Annotated in this window: 17 protein-coding genes, 1 rRNA gene and 1 pseudogene; 15 read left to right on the top strand and 4 right to left on the bottom strand. The window is 59.9% G+C overall.

Annotation, left to right across the window (positions count from 1 at the left end):
- Window positions 1-176: 176 nt before the first annotated feature.
- The 12 genes from rrf (at window position 177) to BM144_RS16590 (ending at window position 12288) form a co-directional block, all read left to right on the top strand.
- A 5S ribosomal RNA gene (gene rrf, locus BM144_RS16645) occupies window positions 177-289 on the top strand.
- Window positions 290-531: 242 nt separating this feature from the next.
- Window positions 532-1269, top strand: a complete 738-nt coding sequence (locus BM144_RS16640) for a 16S rRNA pseudouridine(516) synthase (RefSeq protein ID WP_092954592.1) — start codon at window positions 532-534, stop codon at window positions 1267-1269.
- Between the two features lie 177 nt (window positions 1270-1446).
- Entirely contained in the window at window positions 1447-2388 is a 942-nt protein-coding gene (locus BM144_RS16635) for a YncE family protein (RefSeq protein WP_245783700.1), read from the top strand.
- A gap of 35 nt (window positions 2389-2423) precedes the next feature.
- Entirely contained in the window at window positions 2424-3218 is a 795-nt protein-coding gene (locus tag BM144_RS16630) for a polysaccharide deacetylase family protein (protein WP_092954650.1), read from the top strand.
- Between the two features lie 49 nt (window positions 3219-3267).
- Entirely contained in the window at window positions 3268-4284 is a 1017-nt protein-coding gene (locus BM144_RS16625; RefSeq protein ID WP_092954586.1) for a sterol desaturase family protein, read from the top strand.
- Window positions 4285-4321: 37 nt separating this feature from the next.
- The gene (locus tag BM144_RS16620) at window positions 4322-5209 is read left to right on the top strand and encodes an EI24 domain-containing protein (protein WP_092954583.1); all 888 of its coding nucleotides are present in this window, start codon (window positions 4322-4324) and stop codon (window positions 5207-5209) included.
- Window positions 5206-6027 (top strand): competence/damage-inducible protein A, encoded by an 822-nt coding sequence (locus BM144_RS16615; protein ID WP_092954580.1) that lies wholly within the window; start codon window positions 5206-5208, stop codon window positions 6025-6027. Before BM144_RS16620 ends, BM144_RS16615 begins: the two co-directional genes overlap by 4 nt.
- 165 nt (window positions 6028-6192) lie before the next feature.
- A complete protein-coding gene (glnA, locus tag BM144_RS16610; RefSeq protein WP_092954577.1) occupies window positions 6193-7608 on the top strand; it encodes a type I glutamate--ammonia ligase in 1416 nt (471 codons plus the stop codon).
- 197 nt (window positions 7609-7805) lie between these two features.
- Window positions 7806-8327: a hypothetical protein gene (locus tag BM144_RS16605; protein ID WP_092954574.1), complete on the top strand. Its 522-nt coding sequence runs from the start codon at window positions 7806-7808 to the stop codon at window positions 8325-8327.
- Window positions 8328-8329: 2 nt separating this feature from the next.
- Window positions 8330-9409, top strand: a complete 1080-nt coding sequence (gene glnL / locus BM144_RS16600; protein ID WP_434802678.1) for a nitrogen regulation protein NR(II) — start codon at window positions 8330-8332, stop codon at window positions 9407-9409.
- 44 nt (window positions 9410-9453) lie between these two features.
- Window positions 9454-11130: a nitrogen regulation protein NR(I) gene (ntrC, locus tag BM144_RS16595; RefSeq protein WP_092954568.1), complete on the top strand. Its 1677-nt coding sequence runs from the start codon at window positions 9454-9456 to the stop codon at window positions 11128-11130.
- Window positions 11131-11319: 189 nt separating this feature from the next.
- The gene (locus tag BM144_RS16590) at window positions 11320-12288 is read left to right on the top strand and encodes a ferritin-like domain-containing protein (protein WP_092954565.1); all 969 of its coding nucleotides are present in this window, start codon (window positions 11320-11322) and stop codon (window positions 12286-12288) included.
- Between the two features lie 150 nt (window positions 12289-12438).
- On the opposite strand, the gene xth is transcribed toward BM144_RS16590, so the two are convergent.
- The 4 genes and pseudogenes from xth to BM144_RS23490 all read right to left on the bottom strand — a co-directional run.
- Window positions 12439-13215, bottom strand: a complete 777-nt coding sequence (gene xth, locus BM144_RS16585; RefSeq protein ID WP_092954562.1) for an exodeoxyribonuclease III — start codon at window positions 13213-13215, stop codon at window positions 12439-12441.
- A gap of 66 nt (window positions 13216-13281) precedes the next feature.
- The gene (locus BM144_RS16580; protein WP_092954559.1) at window positions 13282-13776 is read right to left on the bottom strand and encodes a dihydrofolate reductase; all 495 of its coding nucleotides are present in this window, start codon (window positions 13774-13776) and stop codon (window positions 13282-13284) included.
- A 47-nt stretch (window positions 13777-13823) separates the two neighbouring features.
- Window positions 13824-14414 carry a DUF4337 domain-containing protein gene (locus tag BM144_RS16575; protein WP_092954556.1) on the bottom strand — a complete coding sequence of 197 codons (591 nt, stop codon included), beginning with the start codon at window positions 14412-14414 and terminating at the stop codon, window positions 13824-13826.
- A 64-nt stretch (window positions 14415-14478) separates the two neighbouring features.
- Window positions 14479-14655 (bottom strand): annotated as a pseudogene (locus BM144_RS23490) (thymidylate synthase); the annotation flags it as partial.
- Window positions 14656-14777: 122 nt separating this feature from the next.
- Between BM144_RS23490 and BM144_RS23485 the strand changes: the two are divergent.
- From BM144_RS23485 to BM144_RS16555, 3 genes are read left to right on the top strand one after another with little or no spacing between them, the layout of a single operon-like run.
- Complete coding sequence (locus BM144_RS23485; RefSeq protein WP_092954647.1) at window positions 14778-16109, top strand: tyrosine-type recombinase/integrase; 1332 nt, start codon at window positions 14778-14780, stop codon at window positions 16107-16109.
- On the top strand, window positions 16060-18153 hold the full coding sequence (locus BM144_RS16560) for a hypothetical protein (RefSeq protein WP_092954550.1): 2094 nt from the start codon (window positions 16060-16062) through the stop codon (window positions 18151-18153). Before BM144_RS23485 ends, BM144_RS16560 begins: the two co-directional genes overlap by 50 nt.
- A 37-nt stretch (window positions 18154-18190) precedes the next feature.
- Window positions 18191-20044 (top strand): hypothetical protein, encoded by a 1854-nt coding sequence (locus tag BM144_RS16555; RefSeq protein ID WP_175526053.1) that lies wholly within the window; start codon window positions 18191-18193, stop codon window positions 20042-20044.
- Window positions 20045-20158: the final 114 nt, after the last annotated feature.

Genomic DNA, 20158 nt, shown 5'->3' with positions numbered 1-20158 from the left:
CTGGGTGTGGAAGCGCAGTAATGCGTTAAGCTAACCAGTACTAATTGCTCGTGCGGCTTGACCCTATAACTTTGACACACCGTCAAGTTGTTATGCCAAGACGTAGTCAAATTACCGCTGACAAGACTCTATGAATTCGCCGCCTTGATCAACAATCAAGGTAGCAACCCTTTATGCCTGATGACCATAGCAAGTTGGCCCCACTCCTTCCCATCCCGAACAGGACAGTGAAACGACTTTGCGCCGATGATAGTGCGGATACCCGTGTGAAAGTAGGTCATCGTCAGGCTCCTACAGCCCAAATCGCCCTCAGATCAACTCGGTCTGAGGGCGTTTTGCTTTGGAATTCAGCATCCGAAATTCGGACTGGAGACGCAAAGATTGCTTCACGCTGCGCTTGATGCATCGCTACGTCGTCTCACCGAGCTGAGTAATTACATGCACGTTTCAAACCAATTGAGGATGGCGTGGATGAGGTGAATGTTTGTTGATTGGTATTATTTTTTTGTATAAACCGCGGGCTGCTTGAATATGCAATTGCAGGAGTTGTTATATTCCCAGGGGTTTGGTACCCGCAGGATTTGCGCCGGTCTCGTTCAGCAAGGTTTTGTACAGCTGCGTGAAGCTGGGCAAAGTCAAATGACTACTCGTTTAGATGCAGCGCAAGTTATAGTTGCAGAGCAAGCTCAATTCTCTGTCAATGGGGTTGTATGGCCTTTCCATTCAAAGGCTTACATCATGTTAAATAAGCCCCCCGCAACAGAGTGCTCACAAAAACCATCTACTTATCCGAGCGTCTATACGCTACTCCCCTCCCCATTAAGGCAAAGACCGAGCAAGGGAGCGGTGGCTGGTGTCCAAGCGGTGGGACGGCTTGATCAAGATACAACGGGGCTGCTCTTATTTAGTGATGATGGCCATTTTATTCATCGTATGAGTTCGCCAAAAAAGCACTTGGCTAAGGTCTACAGGGTTGCAACTAAGCATCAAATTACAAGCAATCAGATAGAGCAGTTGTTAGCGGGTGTTGTTCTTGATGACGATCCGAAGCCAGTTCGCGCAAGTCAGTGTATTCAGCTAGACGATCGAAATCTCGATCTCACGTTGACTGAAGGTAAGTATCACCAAGTCAAACGCATGGTGGCTGCAGTGAGCAATCGAGTCGAGGGGCTTAAGCGGATACGGATCGGTGGACTCGCTTTGCCAGGCGATCTTTTGCCTGGACAGTGGCGTTGGCTCAGTGATAGTGATCTGACCTTGCTCGGTTGAAATTTTGGGAACCTTCGCCTATGTCCGGTACCAATGGTGCAAGCAGGTCTTGCTGTCTTTGCTGCGCGTGCTGCGGCGTAATTGAGCTTGTATTCAGCTGCCGAGCAAATCGCCTACTCTAGAAAGTGTCTTGTGAATTTCTTGCCATTCCGCCGTTGGCGCAGTGCTTTCTTATCGATTTTGGTGTTTGGAAGTGCTTATGCAGCCGAGCTGCCACCTCCAGTTTTTGTCCTGAATTCTCTTGAGGCGGACATCAGCGTAATCGATCCGACGACATGGACTGAGACTGCGCGTATTCCTACCGGCAAGGAGCCTCACCACATGTATCTCACACCAGATGAGAAATCTTTGGTTGTGGCCAACGCGCTGGGGGATTCACTGACTTTCGTCGATCCTCGCACAGCACAGGTGCAGCGTACTGTTCGAGGTATCGTGGATCCTTACCACTTGCGGTTTTCTCCTGATATGAAATGGCTGGTGACGGCAGCCAATCGTTTGAATCATGTTGATTTTTATCGTTGGGATGGCAAGGACTTGACGCTTCTCCAAAGAGTGGCCACCAGCAAAACGCCTAGCCATCTTTGGATAGACAGCCAAAGTCGCACGGTTTATTCGACCATGCAAGACAGTGATGAGCTAGTGGCCATTGATATGGGAACCCAAAAGATCAAGTGGCGTATCAAAACAGGGCCGATGCCTGCCGACATTTATGGTGGGCCTGACGATCGGCACCTCTTCGTTGGGCTGACTGGCGGAGACAGCGTGGAGGTATTCGATGTCTCCGGACCTCAGCCACGCAGCATACAGCGCATTAAAACTGGAGAGGGCGCGCATGCATTTCGTGCCGCAGGAGATCGGCGCCATCTATTTGTAAGCAACCGCGTCGCAAACACGATCAGCAAGATTGACATGCTTACCCACCAAGTCGTAGATAGCTATGCTGCGCCAGGCGGTCCTGATTGCATGGATGTCTCTCCAGATGGGCGGTGGATCTATGTAAGTGCTCGCTGGGCCCGCAAAATGCTTGTGATTGATACCCAAGAGCGCAAGGTCGTACGCAAGGTGACCGTGGGCAAGTCACCTCATGGCGTTTGGACTTTGCGCCATGCTGGCCGCTAACGAGGTTGAACGTCATGCCTCGGTTCATTACCACGATGCTGAAGACCGCGCTGCTGGTCGTGGGGGCCGCAGCTACGGTTCAGGCAGATGCGGAAGCAGCGAACGCCTGCATAAAGCCGGTGTATCTGACATTCGACACCGGACACATGGGTATCGCTGACTTGGTTGCCGATGTGCTTTCTCGTCAGCATGTCAAGGTAACCTTTTTCGCAGCCAACGAGCGTACCCAAGTCGGAGATGGTAGCTTGGGCGAGTATTGGGCACCCTGGTGGCGGGCCAGGGCGCTAGAAGGCCATGAGTTTGCTTCCCACACCATGGATCATGCTTATTGGCGCGGAGACCTTGGAACGCTCTCCGCTCCCGTTTTCCGTATCCAGCCATCTGCCGGGCCACGGGCGGGGCATCAGTTTTCCGTGACTTCCCATGAATACTGCGAAGAAATCACGCGGGCAGCGCGTCGATTGCAGCAGGTCACTGGCAAGCCGCCCTTGCCGCTTTTTCGCGCACCTGGCGGGAAGACTTCAGCTCGTCTGCTGTCCTCTGCACGGAATTGCGGTTATGCCCATGTAGGTTGGTCACCCGCGGGTTTCTTGGGCGATGAGTTGCCCAGCGAGCGGGCTAGCAACTCTGTACTGCTGAAGCAGGCTTTGCAGAATATTCGATCAGGCGACATTTTGCTGGCTCACTTGGGGATTGGGTCTCGGAAAGACCCGTGGGCACCGGCGGTGCTAGAGCCATTGATAGTCGGGTTGAAAGAAAAAGGTTTTTGCTTCCAGACCTTGCGAGAGCACCCCGATTACCAAGAATGGCTGCGCAATCCCAAACATTGACGATTGATAGCAGGCTGTCTTGATATGAAGCCTTTTAGGGATCATCGATATGGACGTTTTGTCTAGCTACTTCGCTGCACTGCAGCAAGGGCTTTTTGAAGCTGTTGTGCAGCCAGCCATGTTTTCGCTTGGTCTCGCCAATTTTTTGGAAGACGGTTACGACGCCACTGGATGGCTTTTGGTAGGGGGGCTGCAATTGTTGATCATGCTCCTCGTCATCGCTCCCCTTCAACGGTGGAGGCCTGTAGAACCGATTACCGACCGTCATGCTGTCCGGGTGGACATGATCTACACGCTGATCCACCGCTTGGGACTGTTTCGATTGGCGCTGTTCTTTTCTTTGACGCCACTGTGGGATTCTCTGTGGGGCGCTTTGCGAATGAGCGGCGTAAGCACTTTCCATCTGGATGATCTTTGGCCAGGCGTTACCGATCTGCCTTTGGTCAGCCTGGCCATCTACTTGGTCGTATTTGACTGCCTGGAATATTGGATTCACAGGGGGCAGCACCATTTCGAATGGTGGTGGAAACTGCATTCGTTGCACCATTCGCAGCGACAGATGACGATGTGGAGCGACAACCGAAATCATCTGCTGGATGACGTCTTGCATGACGTGCTCGTAGTGACCGTTGCTCAACTTATCGGTGTGGCGCCGGGTCAGTTTGTCGCAATTGTGGCGATCACCCAGTTGAGCGAGAACTTCCATCATGCCAATGTGCGTATTTGGTTTGGACGCATCGGAGAGCGATTGTGGGTGAGTCCGCGATTCCATCGGCTGCACCATGCTATCGGGATCGGCCATGAATCTGTGGTGCTCCAAAAAGCTGCACCGGGCGAATCCTCGCAACATCACGCAACGATGCCCATCTTGGGCGGGCACAATTTCGGCGTACTTCTGCCCTGGTGGGACATGCTTTTTCGCACTGCCAATTTCGAACTCCGTTACGACCCCACTGGGGTGCGTGACCAAGTGGAACCAGGCCCGGACGGGCGTGTTAGAGATTATGGGCGGGGATTCTGGTCACAGCAGTGGCAGGGGCTGCAGAGACTGTTGGGTAGGGCCTGACCCGTATAGCGATCCAGCTTGGGACTATGCTCGGCACATGGGACTGCTGATCGATTCTTTTTGGCGTGCTGCTGCCTACTGCGCTCGTCCACGCGTTATTGCGTTGTCGCTCCTCCCTCTTTTGCTGATTGCCCTGATGGCTTGGGGCGCGGGGCATTTCTGGTGGGCTGAAGCTGTAGCGGGTGTGCAAAATGCCCTGCAGGCATCCGATTGGCTTGCGCTGCTGTGGAGCGGCCTGCGAGCGATCGGCATGGACGATGCACCCGCAGCCATTGCCCCATTGTTGGTGGTCATCGGTGCGACGCCCATCATCGTGATCATCGCCGTGATGGCGGTTGCCATGCTGATGACACCGGCGTTGGTGCGGATGGTGGCAGGGCGACGCTTCCCTGCACTTGCCCAGAAGAAGGGCGGATCGTTCTTCGCGAGCCTGGCATGGTCTCTCGGATCCATGTTCGCTGCCTTCTTGGCGTTGCTGTTGTCTGTGCCACTCTGGTTGGTGCCGCCGCTGGTTCTGGTACTGCCTCCGCTGATATGGGGATGGCTGACATACCGTGTGATGGCGTTCGATGCGTTGGCTGAGCATGCCAGCAAGGAAGAGCGCATTGCTATTTTCCAGCGCCATCGCATGCGCCTGCTGGGCATGGGAATACTGTGCGGCTATCTGGGCGCGGCGCCGGGAATCGTTTGGGCATCGGGCGTGTTGTTTGCCGCAGCGTTCGTCGTTCTGGTGCCGGTAGCGATTTGGATCTACACCCTGGTCTTCGCTTTCTCTTCCCTGTGGTTCACGCACTACGCACTGGCTGCGTTGGAGCAGCTTCGAAATGAGCGTGGTGACCGGTGGGGAGAGGGTGACTTCGCAGCAGCACCTGCAAGCCCAGCGTCACTGCCGCAGCCCGCTTCTCTACCTCCTACCGCAACATGATTCCTTCTTTCGGCTTGATCATCGTCGGCGACGAAATATTGTCTGGCAAGCGTGCCGACAAGCATTTGGCCAAGGCCATAGAACTGCTTTCCGCTCGTGGCCTGCAATTGGCCTATGCCGAATACGTGGGCGACGATCCATCGCGCATCACGGCCACCTTGGCACGGGCGTTCGCGTCGGCCGATGTGGTGTTTTCCTGCGGCGGCATCGGGGCCACGCCGGATGACCATACCCGGCAGTGCGCTGCAAGCGCTCTTGGCTTGCCTCTCGTGCTACACCCTGAGGCGGAGGCGCTGATCCGCGAGCGCATGCAGGACACCGCGCGTGAACAAGGCCTCGTGTATGAGCCCGACAGGGCGGACAACATCCACCGCTTGAACATGGGAGTGTTTCCGCAGGGCGCGCGCATCATTCCGAATCCCTACAACAAGATTCCAGGTTTTTCCTGCGATGGTGCAGGCGGCTCGACCGTGCACTTCCTGCCGGGGTTTCCCGTCATGGCCTGGCCCATGATCGAGTGGGTGCTCGACCTGCAATACAACCAGTGGTTCAATCGCAATCCGCAGACCGAGCATTCCATCGTGGTGTACGGGGCCATGGAAGCGAGCCTGACACCGTTGATGGAAACCGTCGAACGTGATCATCCTGCGGTGCGGGTGTTCAGCCTCCCGAGCGTGGACCACCCCGTGCACGGGCGCCATATCGAGCTGGGGGTCAAAGGGCCAGCAGAATTGGTTCCGTCAGCCTGGAGCGCACTGCATTCTGCTTTGCACAAGTATGGTGCGAAATTCGGCCCTGAAATGGTGCGATCCTCTTGAATTCTTTATTTTGATCTGAATGTGCACCAGTTTGGTTTGCTTTTGGTGCAATGCTGGCGGGCTGTCATGTCCATGCTCCGCCTTAGTGCATGGATGCCTGCCCTTGGCACGCAACCTGCTTTTATTTCCGTGTTTTCAACAAGCGCTTAAATCCTGGAGATCCTGATGGCCAAGACCGTTGCAGACGTGATGAAGATCGTGAAGGAAAACGAAGTCAAGTTCGTGGACTTCCGCTTCACCGATACCCGTGGCAAGGAACAGCACGTGACCGTGCCAGTGTCCCACTTCGACGAAGACAAGTTCACGTCGGGCCACGCCTTTGACGGATCGTCGGTGGCCGGCTGGAAGGGCATCGAGGCTTCGGACATGCAGCTCATGCCCGATCCGAACACGGCCAATATCGATCCGTTCTTTGAAGAAACCACGCTGTTCTTGCAGTGCGACGTGATCGAGCCGGGCGATGGCAAGGCCTACGATCGTGACCCGCGTTCCATTGCCAAGCGTGCTGAAGCCTATCTGAAGGCGTCTGGTTTGGGCGACACGGCTTTCTTCGGTCCAGAGCCTGAATTCTTCATCTTCGACGGCGTGCGCTGGTCCAACGAGCCCGGCAAGGTCATGTTCGAGATCGAAGAGTACGAAGCCCCCTGGAACTCGGGCGCCAAGCTCGAAGGCGGCAACCGCGGCCACCGTCCCACGGTCAAGGGCGGCTACTTCCCCGTGCCCCCGGTCGACAGCACGCAGGACATGCGTGCCGAGATGGCCCTGATCCTCGAATCCCTGGGCATTCCGGTCGAAGTGTTCCACCACGAAGTGGCGGGCGCCGGCCAGAATGAAATCGGCACCAAGTTCAGCACGCTGGTCGAGCGCGCCGACTGGACTCAAGTCCTGAAGTATGTGGTCTGGAACGTGGCCAACGCCTATGGCAAGACCGCCACCTTCATGCCCAAGCCCTACGCTGGCGACAACGGCTCCGGCATGCACGTGCACCAGTCCATCTGGAAGGATGGCAAGAACCTGTTCGCTGGCGACGGCTATGCGGGCCTGAGCGATTTCGCCCTGTACTACATCGGCGGCATCATCAAGCACGCACGTGCCCTGAACGCCATCACCAACCCCGGCACGAACAGCTACAAGCGCCTGGTGCCCGGCTTCGAAGCTCCTGTGAAGCTGGCCTACTCGGCCCGCAACCGTTCGGCTTCGATCCGCATTCCCTACGTTGCGAACCCCAAGGGCCGCCGTATCGAGGCGCGCTTCCCCGATCCATCGGCCAACCCGTACCTGTGCTTCTCGGCGCTGATGATGGCCGGCCTGGACGGCGTGGAAAACAAGATCCATCCCGGCGAAGCCGCCACGAAGGACCTGTACCACCTGCCGCCCGAAGAGGACAAGCTGGTTCCCACGGTGTGCCACAGCCTGGACCAGGCGCTGGAGTACCTGGACAAGGACCGCGGCTTCCTGACCAAGGGCGGCGTGTTTTCCGATTCGATGCTCGATGCCTACATCGAACTCAAGATGCAGGAAGTCACCCGTTTCCGGATGGCTCCTCATCCGGTCGAGTACGACATGTACTACTCGCTGTAAACCAGCACAAGCCCGTGGCCGTTGCCATCGGGCTGTCCCTTGAAAGGCGGCTTTGGCCGCCTTTTCCTTTTGGTGCTGCCACGTTGCGCTGCCGAAGACCCTGCGCTGCCGCAGGTCCGTGGCAGCGGCAGGGTGGATTGGGGGATACTTCCAGGGCATCTTCCGCGTGCCGCTGGCATGCATTGCGAGGACTCTGAATGATGAAATCTCTCTCCGTGCTCCTGGCGCTCGCCGCCATGGCACCAGCGGCCTGGTCCCAGGATCGCATCTATCGTTGCGGTAACGAATACACCAACAACACTGCCCAGGCCCGTGAAAAGGGTTGCAAGCTCGTCGAGGGCGGCAATGTCACGGTGGTCCAGGGCACCCGTGCGCCGGCTGTAAACAGTGCTTCTTCGGGCAGCGGCGGTGGTGGTACATCGGCGCCTTCGGCGTCTCCGTCGAACGCGCCGCGTGTGGATGCCAACGACCAGCGCGCCCGCGATTCCGATGCCCGCTCCATTCTGGAAGCGGAATTGCGCAAGGCAGAAGCCCGCCTTGCCGACCTGAGCAAGGAATACAACAACGGAGAGCCCCAGCGTACGGCGCTGGAGCTGCGCAACCCGCAGGTGTACATCGAACGCACGGCCGAACTCAAGGCGGCCGTGTCGCGCGCAGAGAGCGATGTCGCCGGCATCAAGCGCGAACTCGCTCGGCTGCCCGCCGCGGCCGGCCGGTGAGCGTGGCGCCGGGTTCTTCCCCGCGGGCAACCGAGCGTTACCTCGCGCTGGATCTGGTTTCGACGCTCGTGGCCGTACTGCATCAGGACGGCTCGGTGATGTTCGCGAATGCGGCCCTCGAAAACATGCTGGGCCTGTCGCGCCGCACGCTCGAATCCACCGATTTCTCCACCTTCTTCACCGACCCCGCGCTGCTGCAGACGGCCCTGGCCGGCGCCCGTGGGCAGGACTTCGCCGCGTTGCGGTTCGAGGCCGGGCTCCGGCGGGGCGCCCTTCAGGAGCAGGTGCCTGTCCACGTGAATGTGGCGGTGGCGGAGCATACGGGCGAGATCCTGGTCGAGATGTGGCCGTTGGAAGCGCAGGCGCGACAGGACCGGGAAGAGCGGCTGCGCGAGCAGGCCCTGGCCAACAAAGAACTGATCCGCAACCTCGCACATGAGATCAAGAACCCGCTGGGGGGGATCCGCGGCGCTGCGCAGCTCCTGGAAATGGAGCTCGACAATCCCGAGCTCACCGAATACACGCAGGTCATCATCCACGAGGCCGATCGCCTGCAAAGCCTCGTGGACCGCCTGCTGGCGCCGCACCGGCACCCGCACCTGGTCGGCGACGTCAACATCCACGAGGTGTGCGAGCGCGTGCGGTCGCTGATCCTTGTCGAGTACCCCCAGGGCCTGCGCGTGCAGCGCGATTACGACATTTCCATTCCGGAGTTCCGTGGGGACCGGGCACAGCTCATCCAGGCGCTGCTGAACATCGTGCAGAACGCGGCCCAGGTGCTGACGGAGCGCATCGCTGCAGGCGACGCTCTGATCACACTCCGCACGCGCGTGGCGCGCCAGGTCACCTTCGGACGGCAGAGGTACCGGTTGGCACTGGAATTGCATGTCATCGACAACGGACCGGGCGTCCCCGAAGCGATCAAGGAGCGGATTTTCTATCCGCTGGTCACGGGGCGTGATGGAGGGTCGGGGCTGGGGTTGACGCTCGCACAGACCTTTGTGCAGCGCCACCACGGTTTGGTCGAATGCGACAGCGTGCCGGGTCGCACCGACTTCCGCATCCTCATTCCCTTGCCTTGAGGTCCCGAGACATTCCCTTCCCGAGAACAAGGTAGAACCATCACATGAAGCCGATCTGGATAGTAGACGACGACCCCTCGATCCGCTTCGTCCTGGAAAAGGCGCTGGCCCGCGAGAACCTGCCGACGCGCAGCTTTACCCACCCGCGTGAAGTGCTCGATGCGCTGGCCGAAGTCGCTGCCGGCGATGCGGCCCGACAGGGGCCCCAGGTGCTCGTGAGCGATATCCGCATGCCCGGAGGTTCGGGCTTGCAGCTGCTGGAGCAGGTGCGCCAGCAGCAGCCGGGGTTGCCGGTCATCATCATGACCGCGTATTCCGACCTCGACAGCGCCGTCTCGGCCTTCCAGCGGGGCGCGTTCGAATACTTGCCCAAGCCATTCGATCTGCCCAAGGCCGTGGAGTTGATCCGCCGGGCGGTCGAAGAGAGCCAGCGCGAAGAGGTCACCGAAGAGCGCCAGACGGCCACTCCCGAGATGCTGGGCCAGGCACCGGCGATGCAGGATGTGTTCCGTGCGATCGGGCGGCTGAGCCAAAGCCAGGTGACGGTGCTCATCACCGGCGAATCGGGCTCGGGCAAGGAACTGGTCGCCCGGGCGCTGCACAAGCACTCGCCGGTGGCCGAGGGACCCTTCGTGGCCATCAACACCGCGGCCATCCCCAAGGATCTGCTGGAGAGCGAGTTGTTCGGCCATGAGCGCGGTGCGTTCACCGGCGCCCAGACACAGCGGCGCGGCCGTTTCGAACAGGCCGAGGGCGGCACGCTGTTCTTGGACGAAATCGGCGACATGCCGTTCGACCTGCAGACCCGCCTGCTGCGCGTGCTCTCCGACGGGCAGTTCTACCGGGTCGGTGGCCATGCCGCCGTGAAAGCCCACGTGCGCGTGATTGCCGCCACGCACCAGAACCTGGAGCAGCGCGTCAAGGACGGCGCTTTCCGAGAGGATCTGTTCCACCGCCTCAACGTGATCCGCCTGCGCCTGCCCGCGCTGCGCGAGCGGCACGAGGATGTGCCCATGCTCACGCGGCACTTCCTGCAGCAGAGTGCGCGGCAGCTCGGCGTCGAACCCAAGCGCATTTCCGATGCGGCCTTGGCACGGCTCGGGCAGTTCTCGTTCCCCGGCAACGTGCGGCAGTTGGAGAACATCTGCCACTGGCTCACGGTGATGGCGCCGGCCCAGGTCATCTCCCAGCAGGACCTGCCGCCCGAGGTGCTGGAGGGCCCCGTGGAGGTGCTGCAACCCCATGCGGCGCCTGCCGTGGCGGACACGCGCAGCGATACTTCGGGCGCGCTCGCCTCGGTGCCGGACACCATTGCCCCCGCCTCCGCGCCCTCGGTGCCTCGTCCGGAGCGCATGGCGGGCATCGGCGGCTGGCCTGCCGGACTCATGGGCGCGGGCTCCGTTGCGGCGCCGTCGCTCGGAGCATCCGCTGCGACGGGTTCGGTCGCAGGCTCGGCGGGCTCCGGCAGCTCCGCCCCTTCCGAATTCGCGGGGTGGGAACACGCGCTCGAAACCGAAGCCCAGCGTCTGCTGGCCGCCGGGCAGACCGAGGTCTGGGATGCCCTCACGCGCAGGTTCGAGTCGCGGCTGATCCGCACGGCACTCACGGCCACGCATGGCCGTCGCATGGAGGCCGCGCAGCGGCTGGGCATCGGCCGCAACACGATCACCCGCAAGATCCAGGAACTGGGCCTGGATGCTGCCGAGGATGCGGGCGGATAAGGGATCGCAGCGTCCCTGCGGTTGCATAGTTTGCTATTGATTAAATAGCAAAAAGATGAGCTGTGGCGCGGCTGCAGCTCATCCATGGGACTGGAGCACGTCCTACAGTCCTGCAGTGCGAAGACCGACCCTCCGGAAAAACCGTGGCTTCCAGAATGAAGCCATTGTTCAACCAACCGGAGCGAATTCATGTCGGATTTCAACGATGCAAACCGCGACCCTCTGACCAACGAACCCGGCGCGCATCCCGTGGGTACCGGGGTCGGCGCCGCAGGAGGCGCCATGGCCGGAGCGGCAGCGGGTTCGTTCGGCGGGCCGATCGGCGCTGCCGTGGGTGGCGTGGCCGGCGCTGTCGTCGGTGGGCTGGCGGGCAAGGCCGCAGCCGAGTCGGTCAACCCGACGGTCGAAGACGCCTACTGGCGCGAAAGCTACCAGCGCGAACCCTACTACCGCAGCGGCCGCACCTACGATGAATACCGCCCCGCCTACGAGTTGGGCTGGAGTTCGGTGGGCCGCTACGACGGCGATTTCGATACCGTCGAACCCCACCTGGCACGCGACTGGGGCCAAGCCCGCGGCACGAGCGGCATGGAGTGGGACGAGGCCCGTCCTGCGACGCGAGCCGCCTGGGACCGCGCCGGAAACACCGGTGCAGGCGCAGCGGTGGGCAGCATGACGCAATCCACGACCGGCGACACCGCACTGGTGGACAACGACGACGTGGTCGATGTGCTGGACGACCTGCTCGAATCCTGCCGCGATGGGGAGTACGGCTTCCGCGCTTCCGCCGAGCATGCCGAGTCTCCCGAACTGAAGGGCATCCTGCTGCGTCACGCCAGCGAATGCGCCTCCGCCGCTGCGGAACTGGAGCGCGAAATCCGCAACCACGGCGGCGAGCCGTCCAGCGGTGGCTCGATGACCGGCGCGCTGCACCGCGGCTGGGTGTCGGTGAAGACGGCCCTCAGCACCAGCGACGACAAGGCCGTGCTGGAAGAGTGCGAACGGGGCGAGGACGCCGCCGTGGCGCGCTACCGCAAGGCCCTGAAGGCATCGCTGCCCACCAACGTGCGTGCCATCGTCGAGCGCCAGGCCGAAGGTGCCCAGCGCAACCATGACGAAGTCCGCGATCTGCGCGACCGCTACAAGGCGGCGCCCTGAGGGCACAAGTCGATCCCTCCAGGGTCACCGGGGTTCCCCGGTCGCGGGGCGGTGTAAGCGGCCGCCTCGCCCACGCCGTGGCAATGCCACGGCGTTTTTGTTCGCCCGCGCGCTTCTTGCCCGCCGATGCCGGCGGTGCGTGCTGCCCTTTCAGTCCAGCGTCACCACCACCGGGGCGTGGTCGCTGGGCTGCGGGTTCTTGCGCGGCAGGCGGTCCACCGTGCAGGCGGTGACGCGGCTCCGCAGCGCGTCGCTCACGAGGATGTGGTCGATGCGCAGGCCACGGTTCTTCTGGAAGCCCAGCATGCGGTAGTCCCACCACGAGAAGCTCTTCTCGGGATGCTCGAAAAGACGGAACGCGTCGGTGAGCCCGAGCTTCAGCAGATCCTGGAAATGCGTGCGCTCTTCGACGGTGTGGTGAATGGTGTCTTTCAAGCCCACCGGATCGAACGAATCGCGGTCCTCGGGCGCCACGTTGAAATCTCCCAGCAACACCAGACGGGGATGCGCCAGGAGTTCTTCGCGCAGCCAGCGGTGCAGGGCCGCCAGCCAGAGCATCTTGTAGGCGAACTTTTCCGAACCTGGCGCCTGCCCGTTGACGAAGTAGCAGTTGACCACGCGCAGCGGGCCGTCCGGCGTGTCCAGCGTCGCTGCGATCACGCGCGCCTGCGCGTCGTCATGGCCCGGGATATTGCGCACCACGTCGCGCAACGGCGTGCGGCTCAGCAGGGCGACGCCGTTGTACGTTTTCTGGCCAAAGCTGACGGCGTGGTAGCCCGCGGCCTCGAACGCGTCGTGCGGAAACTTCTCGTCCACCAGCTTGAGTTCCTGCAGGCCGATGGCATCCACCGGGTTGTCGGCCAGCCATGCCAGTACCTGCGGCAGGCGCACGGAGAGGGAGTTGATGTTCCAGGTGGCTAGCTTCATGGCAGGGTTCTCGCAGAAGAAAGGGAAGGGTCGGCAGGGGCTGCCGGTGTGGCAGGCAGGCAGGCGCTAGCGGCGCCGGTAGCTCACGAAGGCGAAGGGCAGGCCGCCGTGTGCCGATGGCCGTGTCTCGGTGCGTGCCGTTTCCTGCCATTCGGGCCCCAGCGTGGGGGCATGGGCGTCGCCGTCGAAATCCTGCTGGATCTCCGTCACCTCGACGGCATCGGCCAGCGGCAGGGCCTGTGCATAGATCTGCGCACCGCCGATGATCCACACGGCGTCGCTGTGCGTGCGGGCCAGGGCGATGGCTTCTTCCAGCCCGGCGGCGCGCAGGGCGCCGTGGGCATGCCAGTCTGCCTGGCGCGTGACCACGACGTTGGTGCGGCCGGGCAGGGGGCGGAAGCGCTCGGGCAGCGACTCCCAGGTCTTGCGGCCCATCACCACGGCCCCGCCGTGCGTGAGCTGCTTGAAATGGGCCAGGTCTTCGGGCAGGTGCCAGGGCATGGCGTTGTCCCGGCCGATCACGCCGTTGGCGGCGCGCGCGTAGATGAGTTGCAGTGGCATCGTCGTGCTTCCTGGCGCCCGGGCATGGGTGCCGGAGGTGGATCGGATCAGATATGGAAGAACGCCAGCGCGCCCACCACCAGCCCGATGCCGGCCACGCCGAACATGCCCCATTCCAGCCACTTGCGGCGCGTGAGCAGCGCAATGGCGGCCAGGGCGATGGCCACCTGCAGAGCGGTGGTGGCCTGGGCCCAGCGGTGGTGCTGGTGCATCTGCGCCTCGCTTTGCCGGTCGAGGTCCAGGGATTGCGCTTCCAGCGCCTCGGCGGCCTTCTTGATGTCGTTCTTCTCGAGCTCGTAGCGCTCCAGGCGTGACTGCAGCTCGGGCTTGCGGGCCTCGGGGGCCAGGTCGCGCGCGAGTTCGGTCAGCGACTGCTTGGTGCTCTTGGACTGGTAGTAGGCCCACTGGTTGGCCGCCTCGGTCTTGCGGATGGCCGCATCGTTCTTGATGAGGCCCGCGTTGGCCTGCGTGGCGCCACCCATGTACGAGAAGATCGCGCCCACCGTGGCGATGATCGCGGTGGCCATGGCGATCTGGCTGGTCATGCCGCCGTGGCCGGCGTCGGAAGGGGCGTGCTGGGTGGCGTGCTCGACGGCGTGGTCGTGCGGCCCATGGACATGGAAGCCGTGGGAGGACATGGTGTTGTCGTTGGAGTGGAAAGCGGGAAGGCGGAGAAAACAGGGCGGCGTCGCAGCGTGCCGTTCACACGGCCACGGGGGCCTTGATGGCCGGGTGGTGCTCGTAGCCCACCACCTCGAAATCGTCGTACTCGTAGTCGAACAGGCTGGCGGGCCGGCGGCGCAGGTGCAGCACCGGGTAGGGGAGCGGCGCACGCGTGAGCTGCAGCGCCACCTGCTCGGAGTGGTTGTCGTAGATGTGTTTTCGGAACCAAAACAAAAGTGTCAACACTGAAACCTCTCCCCAGGGCGCTGCTGGCTTTCCGTATCTTGACAGATTTTTAGTGAGAACCAAAAATTCGATCAAACTGCCAGGGTGCCTAGATGAGTGTTCAGCCGAAGAAACATGCAGAGTTGCACGTTCGTCAGCCCCTGTGGCGGATGCATCCTGAGCTCCAATCCCGCCTGAACTGCGCAACGATCCCAGCCGGTACGCCCCGCTTCCGATTGCAGTCTTCAGGCGATGAAGTTGAGCTCTCCCCCCGGGTGGTCGCCAGCAAGAACTTCACGGTCACCGATGGCAAAGGTGTCATTGTACGGACTGCCTCAAGCTGGCTTCGCAAAATCCAATCCGAGGTAGGCCACTCATACGCGGACGGCACTGTTCCTCAGTATGGCCGCATCCTGACATATTTGGTTCGCTCGCTTGAAGAATCTCCTTCAAGCTTCAAATCTTCAATTGACGAACGGATTCTTCGCTTCAATCGCAATGATTTGGTTACCTGGCTCACCCACATGAAGGAGCTTGGTATCAAGCGTTCTACGCGTCAAGGGCGTGAAGCTTGCCTGAAAGAGTTTTTTCTGTGGCTTTGCACTGAAGAAGGCGGCAGACTTCGGGATGAGGATTATCTTCCGTGGGGACGGGTCGGAATGACCAAGAACGTCACCAAGCGTTCAAATGCGAAGAGTCCGAAGTTTATTGAAACGTCTCATGTTACCGATCTGCTGCTGAAGTTGCATAACGAGTGCGAGCGCGTGATGTTTCATGCCCAGTACGACATGGGTTTGAGAATCGCTGAACTCGTTGGATTGAAGCGTAAAGACCTTCCCGATGAAAGAAGTTATGCGGCCGGGTATGAATTGATACCGATTTGCATCAATGGAGTTAAGGGTCGAGCCGGCCAAGGCAAAGAACGTATTACGCTGATTTCGCGAGCCGTTTTGCGGCGCATTAAGGCCTATCACGCGACCATCGAGTACAAGCTTGCGCCGGATTGGGATGTGGCCGACCCCAATAAGCCGGTTTTTCTCACAATTAATCAGTTGGTTTGGAGTGTGCGTAATGCGAGCAAGCAGTTCAAAAATGCTGTTCGCAGGGCCGGACTCCATGATGATTTCTGCACTCACTGGCTTCGCCATGGGACTGCATTCTCTGTTCTTCGTTCAGATGTGGGGGAAGAGTACACCGACCGGATGTTGATCGTTCAGAAGATGTTGGGCCACAATGAACTGAGTACCACGGAGATATATACCCAAATATCCCCACACATGCTCGATAAGCTGACCAAGAAAGGCCGGCAGATCAATCGCCTTGAAGAAGCCGAAGATATACGTTTCAGGACGTATATAGGTAGTCTTCAACACAAGGAAAAACGAGGTCATCGGCATGCAAAACGTCATTCAGATAACTCGCCCGCCCGAGCCAACTCTGCATAATCCACACGCACAAGTAGTTTGGGCCTTCTATCAGGTTGAGCGTGAAAACGAGGAGCCAACCGCTGCGACGTTCAGGTACGCGAAGAACAAGTACATCGAGTACCTTGAAGAAACCCAGGCAAGTTACGCGGAGCTGAAAGACAACCCACGCTTCTACTTGCATAAACATTGGGAGACCGACGCCCTCATCAGGTTCTGCAAGTGGTTGGAGGGCCGGCTCACCAGCAAGACTCGTTACAACATCTACAAGGCGGTTAGGCAGGTGATGGACTTCACCTACGCACTGCGCATCATCGACAACGTGGTGTACCCGCCGCCGGTCTTCAAAGGCGTTCGCGAGACGGACTTCCGCGCTGCGTACGACGAGGAGGCGCAGGAAGTCATCAACGCTGCCCTCGCTCGCTGGGTTGGTCTCGCCACGAGCATGCTGCGTGGGTACACACCCACAGGCATGGGCATCCCCTACAAGCGCAGCACCCTTATCGAGTCAATAACGCTAGATGGTCGTGGCGTGTCTGTCGCAGACGCCGCCCTCATCTACGGCGTACCTCACGCACTCATCACCAGCCGCATTAAAAAGGGCTGGACTGCCCGCGAGGCTGTTGGTTTGGATGCCCGGGTGCGTACCGCAAATGGCATCTCGCGAGATGTTGTTGTTGAAGGCGTCATCTACACAAGTCTTGCGGCAGCTGGCCGGGCGTACAACGTCTCGCAGCGGGCAATAGCTCACAAGCTCCAGCGCGGGTGCACCCCCGAACAAGCCGTTGGGTTGGTTCCCATCTCAGTTCAGCAGTCGGACGAACGCGCGTTGCTTTGGGCGTTCGAGAACAACTACGGTTGCGACCCGCTGGCCATGCTCGCCGACTTCCGTATTCGCAGGCTTGCCGTGGTTTGCCCTGAGAAGCGGATGCGAATGCTGTTTCATCGCTGGGGCGTATGGCCATTCATCGACGACCGACTCATCATGCCACTGACGACTGAGCTAGGCGTGCTGGCAGGTCTTAACGTGGAATCGCTGAAGCTTCTGGAAATCGACTCATTCCAGGACGAGCATGGCCTTACGGGCGAGCCCGCAATTGTCTTCCGGAAGGGGCGTTCTGGCAGCGGGCGCCGGTCCGACGAGCAGGCCCTGCACCTGAGCCTCTTGGAGCTTGAAGAGGTCTTTCTTCCTGGTCACGTGGTGAAGCAGGTGAAGACGCTTTTCAACATCATCCTCGCGCTCACCTCGAGGATTCGTCACAACGCGCCATCCGAGGTTGCCCGCCGTTTGGTCATATTTGAGGACGTGGAGGCAACTCGCCGAGAAGGACAGCAAGTCATTGTGGGCCTCGATCCGAGGGGGAAGGCGGGAAGTTGGTACGCGCGATTCAAGCGCGAGGAGGGGCTGACGGAGAGCCTGGGTAAGGACTTCAGTTTCAACATCTCCCGTTGCAGGCCCACTCTGGTGACAAACATGGTGCTTGCAGGAGCATCCCTGTTGGAATTGCAAACTGTTCTGTGCCACGCAGACATTGCAACCAGCATCACTTACCTTGACGAGCATCAGCTGCAACCGGCGTTCCACCGCGAAGTGTCGGGCGCGATGGACAGGATGGTGCGCCGATCCAAGGAGCATCAGCAGGCCGCTGCGAAGATGCCTAGGAAATACCCTGCACCTCTCGACACTGGTTTCACCGAAACCCTGTCCGGTTGCGATTGCCGCGATCCTTGCGCGCCAAGCGAGAACGTTCGCATCGCCACGAAACACGTTGAGGGGACCGTGTGCAAGTTCTGGAACATGTGCTTGTTCTGCGACCAAGCCATCGTCACGGAAGCGTCACTGCCGCGGATCATGGTTTACCACCAGCGGGTGAATTCAGCCCTTGAATCGAACTCGCCTGCGATCCGACCGCGCGAGAAGCTCTTCAAGGACGTGGTGACCCTCATCGACGGGATCATCAAGGAGGACGTCATTTTCCCGCGAGATGTTATTGAAGAGGCCAGGTGCAAATCTGTTGCGCTCGACGACGTGCTTGTCGACCAACTCATCTATCAGGGGATTTGACATGGCTGCGAGCACTCTCCCGTCCCTCAATGCCTTGATGGCCGGCATCGCCAGATTTCCAGAAGACATGCCCATTTGGGAGACAACGTTTGGAGCCATGGTGTGGCCCTTTCTTAAGACGACCGATCCTTTGTACCGTGGCGAATCGACAAGCTCAATCGTGTGGAATGACTTCATTCATGGCCGTGGTGCGACCTTCGGACACGCCAATTCAACACATAGGGCGCGATATGCTTACTGCATCACTCCGGAAATGGTCCGCGACCTGAAAGTGGCCGCGGTGATTCACAGTAACTATCCAGCGCTAATCAAGAATGCGCGGGTCGCGCAAGACGCTGTGGACCCCAAAACAGCCAAAGCGCGGATCGAAGAATTAGCTAAAATATTCTCGGCTGCGGTGAAGAAGGCATCGAAGCGGGGAGCACCGGTGTCTCGGCTTCAGGACATCTCGTTTTCGTTGCTCAAAGAGGTCATCGCAGAGCACCCGGGACGTGGTGCCCACCTGAAGCGGGCGTTGAAGCTCATCTCTGCACCTTACATTCAGAAGAACCTTTCTGGTCCTCTTCAGTGGCAACTGGTTGACATCGAGAAGTCGTCTATTCGCTGGCCGGAATCAAATGACGGTGGCGGTATTGAGCCGTTGCCCGACGTGTACTTTCTGGCGATTCAGGGCTACTGCATAGCCGCCGTTCGGGACTTCAAGGTGGCTGCCGGTCTACCTTTGCTCTGCACCGAGGTGCCAAAGCTGGGCAGCCTCGCCCATGATGATGACCTGCTCAAACTCCAGGCGGCTATCGAAGCCGTGCTGCGGGAACAACCGAAGGGCCAAGATGAGTGCGCGAAGTTTCGCAGCAACTTCGGTTGCACGGTAGACGGAATCGAAGAGTTGATCGCTGATGCCCAGTGCGCTGCAATCATGATTCTGCTGATCTTCACTGGGATGCGCGAGACAGAAACCAAGTTCGTCCTCGATGGTTCCCTCTCTTATGAGCGTGGGTATTGGTTCATAAAATCAAAGGTGGTGAAACAGAAGAAGAAGGACTCTCCGATTAGCGAGGGGTGGCTGGCTATCGACCTTGTTCGCGATGCCTATGAGGTGCTCTCGTATTTCTGTCTCTTCACAAAGAACAAGTATCTGTTCTCTAGTCCCTTTGGGCGGTTTGCCGTAAAGCATCGTGGATATTCGCTCGGCACGTTGAATATTAAACTGTCCCGTTGGCTCAAGCGCGTCAAGGTCGAGGAAAAATATACCTCGTGGAAATTCTCTGTGCACCAGTGTCGGGAGACGCTAGTGGCTCAGCTTGCAAACCAGCAAGTGAAGTTGCCGTTCATCAGCATCCAGTTGAAGCATTTCCATAGTCGGTTCAACAGCATGCCGAACGAAGTCACCGCTGGGTATGGGAATTACCGGACGCAACTGATGACGAGCGTTGCGACTAGGCTTCCGAAGGCCCGCGAGTTCATGGTGAAGGACATGTACGGCGAGAACGCAAAGTTCGCTGGCGGTGGCGGTGACACTCACAAAGTGCGGGTTGATGCGTTCTTCGCAGGCGGGGGCATGTACGGTGAGGCACGCGAGCGATACCTTGAAATGCTGGCGAGGCGCAGTGCTCGGTTTCAGCCGACCAGCATCGGCGGTTGTGTCAAGAACTTTGACCTTCCCATTCAGGACGAGGCCCCGCCCTGCTACGGGGACTACGAATGCGATCCTGACTGCCAGAGCCACGTCATCACGGAGCGTGGTGGGCTGGCTCTCAGGGCGCGCCGTGCGCACGCACTGGGCAAGGCCCAAAATGAAAGCAACCCGCAGTTCAAGGTCATCTGGATGGGCTTGGCCGACAAGCTGGGCCGGCACGTGGCTAAGTTGGACGGAGGACAGCATGCCGAATGAACTCACACTCGCGCTTTGCGCTGACCTCGTCGAGGTTCGGGCGCTCAAGACGCTTCGCGAGCCGGCCGAACGAGCGCGCAGCGTGCTGAGCTCTGCTGGTCGGTCGCTATGCCA

The sequence above is a fragment of the Paracidovorax konjaci genome (genome assembly GCF_900112675.1).
GTDB lineage: Bacteria > Pseudomonadota > Gammaproteobacteria > Burkholderiales > Burkholderiaceae_C > Paracidovorax > Paracidovorax konjaci.
This window is presented reverse-complemented; position numbering and strand designations above follow the sequence as displayed.

Bases quoted from the DNA above. Each gene is read 5' to 3' on its own strand.
- BM144_RS16640 (WP_092954592.1), top strand. From the start codon at position 532: ATGCAATTGCAGGAGTTGTTATATTCCCAGGGGTTTGGTACCCGCAGG.
- BM144_RS16630 (WP_092954650.1), top strand. From the start codon at position 2,424: ATGCTGAAGACCGCGCTGCTGGTCGTGGGGGCCGCAGCTACGGTTCAG.
- BM144_RS16625 (WP_092954586.1), top strand. From the start codon at position 3,268: ATGGACGTTTTGTCTAGCTACTTCGCTGCACTGCAGCAAGGGCTTTTT.
- BM144_RS16620 (WP_092954583.1), top strand. From the start codon at position 4,322: ATGGGACTGCTGATCGATTCTTTTTGGCGTGCTGCTGCCTACTGCGCT.
- BM144_RS16615 (WP_092954580.1), top strand. From the start codon at position 5,206: ATGATTCCTTCTTTCGGCTTGATCATCGTCGGCGACGAAATATTGTCT.
- glnA (WP_092954577.1), top strand. From the start codon at position 6,193: ATGGCCAAGACCGTTGCAGACGTGATGAAGATCGTGAAGGAAAACGAA.
- BM144_RS16605 (WP_092954574.1), top strand. From the start codon at position 7,806: ATGATGAAATCTCTCTCCGTGCTCCTGGCGCTCGCCGCCATGGCACCA.
- ntrC (WP_092954568.1), top strand. From the start codon at position 9,454: ATGAAGCCGATCTGGATAGTAGACGACGACCCCTCGATCCGCTTCGTC.
- BM144_RS16590 (WP_092954565.1), top strand. From the start codon at position 11,320: ATGTCGGATTTCAACGATGCAAACCGCGACCCTCTGACCAACGAACCC.
- xth (WP_092954562.1), bottom strand. From the start codon at position 13,215: ATGAAGCTAGCCACCTGGAACATCAACTCCCTCTCCGTGCGCCTGCCG.
- BM144_RS16580 (WP_092954559.1), bottom strand. From the start codon at position 13,776: ATGCCACTGCAACTCATCTACGCGCGCGCCGCCAACGGCGTGATCGGC.
- BM144_RS16575 (WP_092954556.1), bottom strand. From the start codon at position 14,414: ATGTCCTCCCACGGCTTCCATGTCCATGGGCCGCACGACCACGCCGTC.
- BM144_RS23485 (WP_092954647.1), top strand. From the start codon at position 14,778: ATGAGTGTTCAGCCGAAGAAACATGCAGAGTTGCACGTTCGTCAGCCC.
- BM144_RS16560 (WP_092954550.1), top strand. From the start codon at position 16,060: ATGCAAAACGTCATTCAGATAACTCGCCCGCCCGAGCCAACTCTGCAT.
- BM144_RS16555 (WP_175526053.1), top strand. From the start codon at position 18,191: ATGGCCGGCATCGCCAGATTTCCAGAAGACATGCCCATTTGGGAGACA.